Source organism: Chitinophaga sp. GbtcB8 (genome assembly GCF_019091455.1).
Taxonomy (GTDB): Bacteria; Bacteroidota; Bacteroidia; order Chitinophagales; family Chitinophagaceae; genus Chitinophaga.
The window spans coordinates 105993-117508 of record NZ_JAGXJN010000004.1; the positions used below are offsets into that span (position 1 = coordinate 105993).

The following is an 11516-nucleotide window of genomic DNA, read 5'->3' on the forward strand; positions in this document are numbered from 1 at the left end:
CGTCTGTAGCAAATGTATAAAATCCATGTTAAATTCCTAAGACTTTTTTTAAAACGATTTAGCAAATATTTTTACTCAATCGTTTTTGCAGGCTTTCCCTTCTTCACATTGCAAATATATTAAAAAAATATAGACAATGTCAAGGATTGGTTCTTATTTCTTTTTCAGGATTTGTTTATCTCTGCTAAACTCCGGAACCATAGCGGGTTGTATGCCTACGCTAAAATTTTCATTTTCACCATTTCAATCCGCGTATCTGTTACATTCAGCACATCAAACTCATAATCGTCAATAATAATGCGCTCTTTTAGCCGGGGAATGGTCTCGTGGTGGTTAATAATGTAACCGGAGAGCGTTTCACTCTCATCCTCCGGAAAATCAAATCCATAGCGCTCGTTCAGGTAATCCAACTCCAGGCGGCCGGAGAAGATATATTCTTTTTCAGCAATCTGTTTTTCTACAAACTCCTCTACATCATGCTCATCCTTGATCTCCCCGAAGATCTCTTCCAGCACATCTTCTATAGTTACAATACCAGCAGTGCCACCAAACTCGTCCACCACCCAGGCAATACTTTTACGCTCTTTATTGAACTTGCTGAGCAGGTCTATGGCGCTCATGGTTTCCGGTACCACCATAATGGGATGTATGATAGCCGTAATATCCGCCGGGTTCTTGAACATATCCAGCTGGTGAATGTAACCCAGGATATTGTCAATAGTATTTTCGTAAATAATAATTTTTGACAGCTTGGTTTCCATGAACTTACGCCGTGCTTCCGCAATAGGGCTTACTATTTCCAGCGCCTCTATCTCCTTACGGGGTATTAAGCAGCCCCGGATCTTTACATGGGCCAGCGACAGCGCATTTTCAAACAGCTCCGTATTCAGCTCCTGGCTTTCTGCAAAGTGCTGCTGCGACTGACGTATGAAATGCTCCACATCCACCCGTACAAAAGAAGGCCTGTTTTCCATGATCCTTACGTTGAACAGGTATTTCAGGATCCATTCGGAAATAGATACCAGCAGGTTGCCTATTACGTATAATGGCTTGGAAATAACAGAAATCGGTAAGGCAAAAAAGCTTAGCAGCGCTTCCGGCCGGGAGCGGAAAATGGCCCGGGGTATAAAAAAGCCCAGGAAAAGCACCATAAAGGTGGCCACTAATACTTCCATTAACAGCAAAAGGGGCTGGTAGCTGGTACTTAGCGACGGCGTTACGTTAGATTCCCAGAGGGGCTGGAAAATGCCCGCAAACATGATCCCGTAAATAACCAGTATAATGCCAAGGCCCAGCAGGCTGGTAGCCAGGAACCGGGCCGGGTTCTCATTAAAAGTAGCCAGGATCTTGCCGGTAGCCCTGCCCTGCTTCTTTTTAAGCTCAATACTCAGCTTATTCACATTGGCAAAGGCCGTTTCCAGACCGGCAAAAAAACCAGCCAGAAGCACCAAGCCAACCAATATTAGGGTAGTATAACTGTCCATTCCAACAAATATAAGATTTTACACAATTGCGAATGACGCCACTGCAAATTGCATGCAAGCGTATTTCACTATTCACCGGTACTTAAGGTATTTCCTGAGGGAGAGGGCCCGTTCAGGGGGCTATTAAATTTCTATGAAGTTCAAAACCAGCGCTTTTACCGTGGCATATGCTTTTTCCAGCTCATCATTCAGCACTATTTCATCAAATTCAGGAGCAAAGGAAAGCTCATAGCGGGCTTTGGCCAGGCGCTCTTCCAGGGATGCCTGTGTTTCTGTTCCCCGCTCACTGAGGCGTTCACGCAACGCTTCCAGGGAGGGCGGCTGTATAAAAATGGTAAGGGCGGCCTGCTGGTACTTTTCTTTTATGGACACAGCGCCTTTTACGTCAATATCCACCATGGGCACCTTACCCAGGTCCCAGATACGCTGCAGCTCACTTTTAAGGGTGCCATAGTACTTGCCTACGTATACCATTTCGTATTCTGCAAAGGCGTTCGCCTCAATATTCTGATGAAATTCGTCGGTAGAAAGGAAGTAATAATCACGCCCGTGCACTTCATTTTCCCGGGGGCTGCGGGTACTGGCGGAAATAGAGAATGCCAGCTGCGGCAGCTCCGCTAACAATCTTCTTACAATAGTGGTTTTACCTGCGCCGGAGGGGGCGGTGATGATGATGATCTTATGGTCCATCCAAATGAGTTACGCTAAATGCTTAACGCCGAACGCTTAACGCTGAAAACATCATGCCTGAAGCAAAACACAATCAGCGTTCAGCATTAGGCATTCAGCGTTCGGCCTAATTCGTAATTAAAAAAGTTATACGCGCTTAATGTCCGCGCCCAGCCTTCTCAGCCTCTCATCAATGTACTGGTAGCCGCGGTCTATTTGTTCAATATTTTGAATGGTGCTTTTGCCTTCTGCGCTCAGGGCGGCAATCAGCAGGGCCACCCCTGCCCGTATGTCGGGCGATGACATGGTAATACCCCTTAGCGCATGCTCCCGGCCCAGGCCTATTACAACGGCGCGGTGCGGATCGCACAGCACTATCTGGGCGCCCATATCTATGAGCTTATCCACAAAGAACAGGCGGCTCTCAAACATTTTCTGGTGTATCATTACACTGCCCTTAGCCTGGGTAGCTACTACCAGCACAATGCTCAGCAGGTCGGGGGTAAAACCCGGCCAGGGATGATCGTACATGGTAAGGATAGACCCATCCAGGAACGTTTGTATCTCGTAAGAATCCTGTGCAGGTACATAAATATCATTGCCCCTCAACTCCAGGTGAATACCCAGCTGGCGGAATTTTTCCGGTATAATACCCAGGTGCTCTACTCCGGCGTTGCGGATGGTGATCTCGCTCTGCGTCATGGCAGCGAGCCCTATAAAGGAGCCTATCTCGATCATATCCGGCAGCATGGCATGGCTGCAGCCTTTCAGGGAAGTTACACCCTCAATGGTGATCAGGTTGGAGCCTACGCCCCTAATGTTAGCCCCCATGCTGTTCAGCATTTTGCACAGCTGTTGTATGTAGGGTTCACAGGCAGCGTTGTAGATAGTGGTGGTGCCTTTGGCCATTACGGCGGCCATTACAATATTGGCTGTACCGGTTACAGAAGGTTCATCCAGCAGCATATAAGTGCCTTTTAAACCGTCTGCAGCTTCCAGGCGGAAAAAGTTATCATCTGTATCGTACACAAACTGTACGCCCAGCTTCTCAAAACCAATAATATGTGTATCCAGGCGGCGGCGTCCTATTTTATCACCCCCGGGTTTGGGAATGTAGGCTTTGCCGTAGCGGGCCAGCAGCGGGCCGGCTATCATTACAGAACCCCTGAGGCGGCCGGATTTCTTTTTAAATTCGGCACTCTGCAGGTAAGCCATATCTATATTGGCGGCGGTAAATTCGCAGGTATCGCGGGATACGCGGCTCACGGTTACCCCAATATCTGCCAGCAGCTCTATCAGCAGGTTTACATCCAGAATGTCCGGGATGTTGCTGATGGTTACTTTTTCCGGCGTAAGCAATACCGCGCTAATGATCTGTAATGCTTCGTTCTTGGCGCCCTGGGGCACAATATCCCCTTTGAGGCGGTTACCGCCCCTTACTTCAAAAGCACTGCTCACTTGTTCCTGTTTTTGTTATTGTACTTATTGTTGCTGTGCTTACCACCACCACCGGCTTTGCCGTTGTTGCTCTTGAATTTATTTTGCTGGAAGGATTTGCGCTTCATGCTGCCTCCACCACCGCCGCTAACATTACCGCTGCGGGGAAACTCGTTACCGGTGTTACCACCGCTGAAGCTGGGAGTTGCCACATGGCTGCTGCCGGTGCCGGCATGGTATTCCAGCTGCCCATTGGTAATGGTGTTCAGCTCTGAACGTACCGCATCATCATGCACACTTTCTTTATGCCAGTTGCTGTAAGCCAGTTTCATGTAGTTGCCGATACACTGGGTAAACCCTTCTTTTTTCTCCGGGTTCTCCTCATGCAGGGCTTTGTCAATCACCATTTCCAGGTTTTTGCCAAAGTGGCGCAGCTTGGGATATTTTTTAGGGTACGTAAGCTTTTCAGGCTTGTATTTCAGCGTTTCACGGGTGGGTATGGGGTAGGGAGATTCTACGTTCAGCTTAAAATTAGAGATCAGGAACAGGTGATCCCACAGCTTATGCCGGAAATCCTCAACGTTCCTGAGGTGGGGGTTCAGGGTGCCCATCAGCTCTATTAAGGCCATAGCCTGGCCCTGGCGTTGCTCCTCATCTTCAAGGCTCAGCAGGTATTCGATCATTTTCTGAATATTCCTGCCGTATTCCTTCATTATTAAATGATTACGGGTTGTATTGTATTCCATTAGAAGAATTATCTATAGTATAAAAGTCAATAAATTTGTTCGGATTGTTAAGTCAACTTTACGCGAAGAAACAAAGTAAGGAATAAAGTGTACTTTGCTGTGAAGTAACCGTAGCTGCAAACTTAGCAAAAAAACCTCAAATATACTTTACAATATGCCTGCCATTTTAATGCTACACGGCGCATTGGGCACTCAAGCACAATTTTTACCCCTACGTTCCCTGTTAGAAGAACAGCATACCGTTTACACACTTGATTTTATAGGCCATGGCCTGGCTGAACCGGCCCGGGAAGGTATTAGCGTACCGCTGCTGGCGCAGCAGGTGCTGGATCAGTTGGATGCCTATGAGTTGAACGCCATCCCCCTTTTTGGTTACAGCATGGGCGGGTATGTAGCTATGTACCTGGCCAGGCATTACCCGCAGCGGGTAAGTAAAGTGATCACATTAGCTACCAAGTACCACTGGAATGCTGCTATTGCCGCCAAAGAAGTGAACATGATGGATGCTGCTGTTATTGAGCAAAAGGTGCCTGCCTTTGCCACGGCTTTAGAGCAGCGCCATGCCCGGCAGGATTGGAAAAAGGTGTTATCCCATACTGCAGGCCTGATGCAGCAGCTGGGCGTGCAGCCTTTGCTGGCAGCGGAAGACTATGCGGCCATTACTACCCCGGCCCTGCTGATGCTGGGCGACCGGGATACGATGGTAACCTTAACAGAAACGGTGGAAGTGTACCGTGCCTTACCACAGGCGCAGCTGGCCGTGCTGCCCAATACACCGCATCCGCTGGAAAAGGCGGATCCTGCGCTGGTAGCGGCGCTGCTACAGAGATTTTTAAATGAATAACGCTGTATTATTCATAGTACGTGAAGGAGGTTATGCTTACCTACAGTAGCTACAGTTCTGTGTTAGCTTGCTCAGTTTTAATTCACAACGTTCTTTTCACAACGGGATTCGCTCAGGGCTACTCAACTACATTGATGGTACGGTAAAAGCTCTCTTCCAGGGAAATGAGGGTTTCCGTTCTTTCAATGCCTTTGATCTTCTGCAGTTCATCATGTAATATTCTCCGCAGCTGGGTAATGTCTTTACAGATGATCTCTGCAAACATGCTGTAGCTGCCGGTTGTATAGTTCAGGCGTACCATTTCAGGTATCTTACGCAGTTCTTTGGCCACGGTGTCATACATAGAACTTTTTTCCAGGTAAATACCAATAAAGGCTATTACATCGTACCCGATCATTTTTAAATCTACATGTAATTTTGTACCTTTAACGATACCCAGTTCTTGTAGTTTCTTCATTCTTACGTGGATCGTTCCACCGGAAACAAACAATTTCTTCCCGAGGTCGGCGTAGGAGATCTCTGCGTTGTTCATCATTTCACTGATGATCTGAAGATCAAGTTTGTCAATATTCAAATTGTGGCTCATTTTTACAATTTGTTTTTGATTGTTTTAAATACCCATGCAAATATTTAAAAAATATCGAAATTTCAAAAATTTTTCTTAAAAAATTTGCAAAAAATCCCCTCTCTGTTTAGATTTGCATCATTGAAAGTTTGAAAAACGGAAATAAGCCAGGCTAAAAAGTAGCCCACGCCTTCCGAAACAAATTGCCAACATATACTGTGGGGTGATGGAATTGGCAGACATGCCCTCTTGTCTCGAGGGTGGGGAGTCCAGGATAAACATAGCGTAATGGGTTGACCACTAATCTTATTTGTGCTAAGGCTAACTGCCCCGTGGAGGTTCGAATCCTTCTCCTACAGCTTTCAACGGCCGTTTCAAGTAATTGGAACGGCCGTTTTGTTTCTTAGCCGTTTCCAAAATAGATTGCTATCCACCTGCGTCCCCTGCCGTCAAATATATCCATTATAAAATGAACATCTTCATAAGATCTGCATCTTTCCTTTGATTTTGATAAACAAAACCCGCAAATGAGATATTTTTGCGCTAATGGGACAAAAGAAATTGCAGCGTTTTGCTGAAATCGAGACTTTTCCGAATGTGCTGATATACCCGGAGAATATGCCTGGTAAGTGGGCCGGCTTTTTTGGCAATCAAAACCCACTTACCCTGGAGCTGGCCTGCGGCAAGGGGGATTATACCCTGGCGCTGGCCCGGCGGTTTCCGGAACAGAACTTCCTGGGCGTGGACCTGAAGGGTAACCGCATATGGCGGGGCGCTAAAACTGCTATAGAGGAACCTCTACGGAATGTAGCCTTCCTGCGCACCCAGATTGATAAGCTGGACCGGTATTTTGCACCGGGAGAGATAGGCGAGATCTGGATCACTTTCCCCGACCCGTTTCTGCGCCAGTCAAAATCAAAAAAGCGGCTTACCCATCCAAAATTCTTACAGCTCTACCAGCCCCTGCTGGCGCCGGGCGCTACCATCAATCTGAAAACAGACAGCCCGGAGCTGTATGCCTTTACCAAAGAAGTAATAGCGGCCTGTAACTGTGAAACCCTGGAAGATATCAGCGACGTATATGCGCTGCCGGAAGTACCTGCCCTGTTACAGATCAAAACATTTTATGAAGGCATGCACCTGAGCAACGGGCGCACCATCCGCTACCTGCGTTTCCGCCTGCCGGTTACGCCCATTAACTGGCGCGAGATAAAGCTAACTGCAGATGCAGCCACTGAAGGAGCATATTGATTTTTATTATAACGAACACGGCTATATGGTATTTACCGCACAGTACCACCTGAACCGTGGAAACTGTTGTGGAAATGGCTGTAAACATTGTCCATTTGATTATGAAAAAGTCCCGGAGCCCAAAAGAAGTACCCTCCTTGCCGCCCGCCAAAAGCAGCAGGAAGAAGGATCCAGCAGAGACTAACTCCTTTTTTCCAAGGGTATACGAATTAGTGCGGCTAATACCCAAAGGCCGTGTAACCTCTTATGGTGCGCTGGCAGAAGCCTCCGGCCTTCGTATAACCGCACGCATGGTAGGCTGGGCTATGTTTGCAGCGCCCACGGCCAAACCGCCCATACCTGCGCACCGCGTGGTGAACAGCAGCGGGGCATTAAGCGGTAAACATCACTTTGAAACCCCTACCCTTATGCAGGAGCTGCTGGAGCAGGAAGGAATTATTATAAAGAAAGATAAAATTCAAGATTTTAAAACCGTATTTTGGGACCCGGTAACCTCCCAAAAAGGGACAAGAAGAAAAGCAGCGGACAAAAAAAACGAAGTGTAGATTACAATAACAAACAGATAACAAATTACCACGGCCTGTTATCCTGAAAATTTATTATGTCGGCATTAAAACTTAAGCTGGATCAAGATCAGCTGGTAGAAGATTTCTTTGATTGTACCCACCTGGTGGGTATTGTATCTGCTGCCCGTGATTACCAGCTGTGCTGGCAATTGAATAATCAGCTGTTTTATCATTTCCGGGTAAACAATTCCCTGGAAATAAAACTGACCAAACACCAGCGCGCTTTTTATTTTACAGTATTTGAATTTCAGGAGCCTACGAAGTCCGTATCACACTATCTTTACAATAATCACTGCAAGGCAGAGTTTTTGTTGCCTGAATTAAAGAATATAGATTACCTGTGGCTGATCAAAGGGGATTATTACCAGCTGCAGGATGTGAAAAGATTAACAGAGGAATTACGCCGCGTAGAGCTAGTACAATTAGTATCTTTATTGGACCTAAAAGATATCAAAAATAAGGTGAACCTTATATTTTAACAGGACAAGAAAGGACAGTAAACCGTTTAGGGATTCCCGTTACCAGCTCCGTGCATTTTATTGTTTTAACATAAACCTATTTTATGTGGCAAGAAAAGAACAATCAACTGTACCGTTCTTTCGAGTTCAGTGATTTTAAGGAAGCCTTTGCTTTTATGACCAAAGTAGCGCTGGCCGCAGAGAAAATGGATCACCATCCATACTGGACCAATGTTTACAACAAGGTAGAAATATACCTGAACACGCATGATGCGGGCAATGTGGTAACGGAAAAAGATCACCGGTTGGCTAAAACCATTGACGGTTTGTTATAAACATATATTAAATACCTGTGAAGCGGATCGCTTATTTATTCTTATTCATTTGTTATTCCGCTGGCATATACGCCCAACCACCCACTGAAGATACTTTATCAATAGATATGGGGGCGCCACCTGCCAGTGCAGACCTGCGCCCCTACCTATACAGCCTGGATATACCCGGCCAATCCTTTTCCCTCTCACAAATTAACCAGCAAACATTTACACATCAGCCCGGACTGTTCCACCCACAGCCCAGGTATAACAAACAGCCGCATAACTGCTGGCTGAAATTCACCATCCGCAATACCGGCCTGAAAGACAGCAGCCTCACCTTCTTTACCGGCTGGCACGACTTTATGTACTGGTATGCCGGTACCAATAACCACTACCAGCTGTTATCACAAACCGGTTTAATGCTGGACCATGGTAATGTAAACCGCTGGGAACGTTATGCATTCCCCGTAGTGGTGCCTGCCGGTCAGTCACGCACCTTTTTATTGCACATCATTAACCGGTCCTATAACGAAAGCGCGCTGATGCCCGTGCTGTATGACGGCCTGGGGTATGAACGTTTCCGTAACCACCAGATCAATACATTCCGGGCAGAAGCCGTAGTGATACAGGTACTGCTGGGCATGTTGTTAGTATTCCTAACCATTGCTATAATCAATTACATACAGCTGCCGGACCGCTCTTACCTGTACTTTGCAGCTTACATCCTGGGTCTTATAATGTTCTTTGCCCTGCGTTTGGAAAGCAAGCCTTACCAGCTGTCTGTTTTTCACCGCTGGCCCATGTTAAAATATTACTGGAATATTCCGGCGCTGCTGTTCTGCTTTTACCTGATGTACCTGATGTTTGGCAATGCCTTCCTGAACCTGAAGGAAAGGTACCCTTACATGGAACGTATTTTTACCGTTGCAGCTGCCTGTACCGGGGGCGTGATCATTATTTTCTTTTACTGCATTGGCCAGCAGCTATACCACGTGCCGGGTATTATTTACAGCTATTTATACCTGGGCCTGTTGCTGCCGCAGCTGATCGTATTTGTAGCGCTGGCAAAACGTTCCCGCCACCATCCGCTGGTGCGTTTTTTCCTGTTGGGCTCTATCTGTTATTACCTGGCCAGCCTGCTGGGTTTTATATTCCAGATAAAACCCCTGGGCTTCTTTAATGCACTAGGCATGTTTTCCGCGCCTACCATGCCCATGATAGCAGGCGTGTTCTTACAGGCTATGTTTTTCCTGGCAGGATTAAGCTACCGCAACAAGCTGGTGCATCATGAACGCACCAAAACCCAGGAAATGCTTATTAAACAATTGAATAAGAATAAGGAACTGCAACGTAAGCTGAATGAGCAGCTGGAAGAGCTGGTAAAAGAACAAACCTCTGAAATACTGCGTAAAAAGCAGGAGCTGGAAGAGCAGCGGCAAATACAGCTGAATATAGAGTATGATAAAAAGCTGACGGAAATAGAGCTGAAAGCCATTCGTGCACAGATCAACCCGCACTTTATTTTTAACTGCCTTAATTCCATCCAGCTGTTTGTAATGCAGCGGGATTATGAATATGCGCAGAAATACCTGTCTGATTTCTCCTACCTCATACGCAAAACACTGGATTTTTCCCGGCGCAATTTTATTACCTTAACAGATGAGATCACCTACCTCAATACTTATCTTGGCCTGGAAAAAATGCGCTTTGAAAATAAAATGGAGTATGATATAAGGGTAGACCCGGCTATTGCCACTACGGAGCTGGAAATTCCGGCCATGCTGTTACAGCCTTATGTGGAAAATGCCGTGAAGTATGGTATGACCAATCCCAATCAACCTATAGGACGGCTGATCATCCGCTTCCAGCAGCTGGCCGGCGATATTCTGGAATGTATTGTTGAAGATAACGGCATTGGTATTACCCGCTCTAAAGAGCTGCGTACCTTACCCAAACATCACCAGTCATCCGGTATGGAAATAAGCTCTAACCGCGCAGAGCTATTGAACAAAATGTATAATACGGATATACATATTGAGGTGATTGATAAATTCGCCCGGAATTTTACAGAAAGCGGTACTATTGTAAGAATTTTAATACCACAACTTTAGTAGCCTAAGTCAGACCCCTGGATCAACATATGATAAAAGCGATTATTATAGATGATGAGCGTAACAGCCGGGATATTATTTCCCTGATGCTGGGCAAATACTGCCCGCAGGTGCAAATTGCCGATACGGCATCTGACTGCGCAGACGGCATCAGCAAAATAAAGCAACATCAGCCGCAATTGGTTTTCCTGGATCTTGAAATGCCGGATGGCACCGGGTTTGACGTGCTGCAGGGCACCCAGGACGATGCCTCTTTTGAAGCTGTATTTGTGACTGCTTTTGAAAAAAAATTCCTGCATGCCATCCGCTTCAGTGAAGTAGAGATCATTTTAAAACCTATTGATAAAGAAAGCCTGCTGCAGGCCGTGCAAACGGTATCCCAGCGTATAAATTCACAGGCCAGCAAAAACCGCTACCGTGTATTGCTGGATAATTTTAACCACGGCAAACAGGCTAACTGGAACTTACTGCTACCCCTGGCCAACCGCCAGGAAACTACCATACGCACTACGGCTATTGAATACCTGGAATCCGGTACGGAAGGTTGCAGCTTTTACCTGGAAGATGGTACTGTATTGCAGGTGGAGCGCAGCTTCCGGCATTATGCCGACCTGTTTATACCCCTGCGTTTTTACCAGGTGAACAATACGCAGATGGTACAGCTTTCACATATTAACCGCGTAATGAATGATAGCCAGCATATCCTGCTAAACAGTGGTGCGCAGCTGGAAATAACGGAGCGGAGGAAGAAGGATCTGTTGAGTTTTTACCGGTAAGCTTTACACCGCTGCCCGGAATTGCTAATTTTGGCAATATTTTAGCAGTATCATATAAAAATATCACTATGAAAAATCGTGCTTTGCAGGTATGCTGCGGAATACTGGCTGCTGGTATCTTATTAAGCAGCTGTGTTACAACGCATAATCCTAATGGCTTACCACCCGGACAACAGAAAAAGATCTATGGAACAAAATCTGCCAAACCCTTTGCACCGGGGCAGCAGAAAAAAGGATACTAATAAAAAAGTTCCGGTTATAGCCGGAACTTTTTTTATTACTGAATATGTTA

14 protein-coding genes are annotated in these 11516 nt (G+C 46.2%); 9 read left to right on the top strand and 5 right to left on the bottom strand.

The window, feature by feature from the left end:
• Positions 1 to 215: 215 nt before the first annotated feature.
• From KVT36_RS06900 to KVT36_RS06915, 4 genes are all read right to left on the bottom strand, one after another.
• On the bottom strand, positions 216 to 1484 hold the full coding sequence (locus tag KVT36_RS06900; RefSeq protein WP_217602763.1) for a hemolysin family protein: 1269 nt from the start codon (positions 1482 to 1484) through the stop codon (positions 216 to 218).
• A gap of 123 nt (positions 1485 to 1607) precedes the next feature.
• Complete coding sequence (gene gmk / locus KVT36_RS06905; RefSeq protein ID WP_217602764.1) at positions 1608 to 2174, bottom strand: guanylate kinase; 567 nt, start codon at positions 2172 to 2174, stop codon at positions 1608 to 1610.
• A gap of 126 nt (positions 2175 to 2300) precedes the next feature.
• The gene (gene murA, locus KVT36_RS06910) at positions 2301 to 3611 is read right to left on the bottom strand and encodes a UDP-N-acetylglucosamine 1-carboxyvinyltransferase (protein ID WP_217602765.1); all 1311 of its coding nucleotides are present in this window, start codon (positions 3609 to 3611) and stop codon (positions 2301 to 2303) included.
• Complete coding sequence (locus KVT36_RS06915) at positions 3608 to 4336, bottom strand: DUF4290 domain-containing protein (protein WP_217602766.1); 729 nt, start codon at positions 4334 to 4336, stop codon at positions 3608 to 3610. Before KVT36_RS06915 ends, murA begins: the two co-directional genes overlap by 4 nt.
• 154 nt (positions 4337 to 4490) lie before the next feature.
• Between KVT36_RS06915 and KVT36_RS06920 the strand changes: the two genes are divergently transcribed.
• Positions 4491 to 5180 carry an alpha/beta fold hydrolase gene (locus KVT36_RS06920; protein ID WP_217602767.1) on the top strand — a complete coding sequence of 230 codons (690 nt, stop codon included), beginning with the start codon at positions 4491 to 4493 and terminating at the stop codon, positions 5178 to 5180.
• A 118-nt stretch (positions 5181 to 5298) separates the two neighbouring features.
• On the opposite strand, the gene KVT36_RS06925 is transcribed toward KVT36_RS06920, so the two are convergent.
• Positions 5299 to 5766 (bottom strand): Lrp/AsnC ligand binding domain-containing protein, encoded by a 468-nt coding sequence (locus KVT36_RS06925; protein ID WP_029465139.1) that lies wholly within the window; start codon positions 5764 to 5766, stop codon positions 5299 to 5301.
• Between the two features lie 525 nt (positions 5767 to 6291).
• On the opposite strand from KVT36_RS06925, the gene trmB reads away from it, so the two are divergent.
• The 8 genes from trmB (at position 6292) to KVT36_RS06965 (ending at position 11466) form a co-directional block, all read left to right on the top strand.
• Positions 6292 to 6996 carry a tRNA (guanosine(46)-N7)-methyltransferase TrmB gene (trmB, locus tag KVT36_RS06930; protein ID WP_217602768.1) on the top strand — a complete coding sequence of 235 codons (705 nt, stop codon included), beginning with the start codon at positions 6292 to 6294 and terminating at the stop codon, positions 6994 to 6996.
• Positions 6971 to 7180, top strand: a complete 210-nt coding sequence (locus tag KVT36_RS06935) for a DUF5522 domain-containing protein (protein WP_217602769.1) — start codon at positions 6971 to 6973, stop codon at positions 7178 to 7180. The genes trmB and KVT36_RS06935 overlap by 26 nt, the downstream gene beginning before the upstream one ends.
• A complete protein-coding gene (locus KVT36_RS06940) occupies positions 7098 to 7541 on the top strand; it encodes an MGMT family protein (RefSeq protein WP_217602770.1) in 444 nt (147 codons plus the stop codon). The genes KVT36_RS06935 and KVT36_RS06940 overlap by 83 nt, the downstream gene beginning before the upstream one ends.
• 56 nt (positions 7542 to 7597) lie before the next feature.
• Complete coding sequence (locus tag KVT36_RS06945; protein ID WP_217602771.1) at positions 7598 to 8041, top strand: IPExxxVDY family protein; 444 nt, start codon at positions 7598 to 7600, stop codon at positions 8039 to 8041.
• An 83-nt stretch (positions 8042 to 8124) separates the two neighbouring features.
• Positions 8125 to 8355, top strand: coding sequence for a 4a-hydroxytetrahydrobiopterin dehydratase (locus tag KVT36_RS06950; protein WP_089907406.1), 231 nt, complete (start codon positions 8125 to 8127; stop codon positions 8353 to 8355).
• Between the two features lie 107 nt (positions 8356 to 8462).
• Positions 8463 to 10448: a histidine kinase gene (locus KVT36_RS06955; protein WP_217602772.1), complete on the top strand. Its 1986-nt coding sequence runs from the start codon at positions 8463 to 8465 to the stop codon at positions 10446 to 10448.
• 29 nt (positions 10449 to 10477) lie between these two features.
• Positions 10478 to 11224: a LytTR family DNA-binding domain-containing protein gene (locus KVT36_RS06960; protein ID WP_217602773.1), complete on the top strand. Its 747-nt coding sequence runs from the start codon at positions 10478 to 10480 to the stop codon at positions 11222 to 11224.
• Between the two features lie 68 nt (positions 11225 to 11292).
• Positions 11293 to 11466 carry a hypothetical protein gene (locus KVT36_RS06965; protein WP_202909143.1) on the top strand — a complete coding sequence of 58 codons (174 nt, stop codon included), beginning with the start codon at positions 11293 to 11295 and terminating at the stop codon, positions 11464 to 11466.
• Positions 11467 to 11516: the final 50 nt, after the last annotated feature.

Bases quoted from the DNA above. Each gene is read 5' to 3' on its own strand.
- KVT36_RS06955 (WP_217602772.1), top strand. From the start codon at position 8,463: ATGGGGGCGCCACCTGCCAGTGCAGACCTGCGCCCCTACCTATACAGC.
- KVT36_RS06925 (WP_029465139.1), bottom strand. From the start codon at position 5,766: ATGAGCCACAATTTGAATATTGACAAACTTGATCTTCAGATCATCAGT.
- KVT36_RS06960 (WP_217602773.1), top strand. From the start codon at position 10,478: ATGATAAAAGCGATTATTATAGATGATGAGCGTAACAGCCGGGATATT.
- gmk (WP_217602764.1), bottom strand. From the start codon at position 2,174: ATGGACCATAAGATCATCATCATCACCGCCCCCTCCGGCGCAGGTAAA.
- KVT36_RS06935 (WP_217602769.1), top strand. From the start codon at position 6,971: ATGCAGCCACTGAAGGAGCATATTGATTTTTATTATAACGAACACGGC.
- KVT36_RS06950 (WP_089907406.1), top strand. From the start codon at position 8,125: ATGTGGCAAGAAAAGAACAATCAACTGTACCGTTCTTTCGAGTTCAGT.
- KVT36_RS06920 (WP_217602767.1), top strand. From the start codon at position 4,491: ATGCCTGCCATTTTAATGCTACACGGCGCATTGGGCACTCAAGCACAA.
- KVT36_RS06900 (WP_217602763.1), bottom strand. From the start codon at position 1,484: ATGGACAGTTATACTACCCTAATATTGGTTGGCTTGGTGCTTCTGGCT.
- trmB (WP_217602768.1), top strand. From the start codon at position 6,292: ATGGGACAAAAGAAATTGCAGCGTTTTGCTGAAATCGAGACTTTTCCG.
- KVT36_RS06940 (WP_217602770.1), top strand. From the start codon at position 7,098: ATGAAAAAGTCCCGGAGCCCAAAAGAAGTACCCTCCTTGCCGCCCGCC.
- KVT36_RS06915 (WP_217602766.1), bottom strand. From the start codon at position 4,336: ATGGAATACAATACAACCCGTAATCATTTAATAATGAAGGAATACGGC.
- KVT36_RS06965 (WP_202909143.1), top strand. From the start codon at position 11,293: ATGAAAAATCGTGCTTTGCAGGTATGCTGCGGAATACTGGCTGCTGGT.
- KVT36_RS06945 (WP_217602771.1), top strand. From the start codon at position 7,598: ATGTCGGCATTAAAACTTAAGCTGGATCAAGATCAGCTGGTAGAAGAT.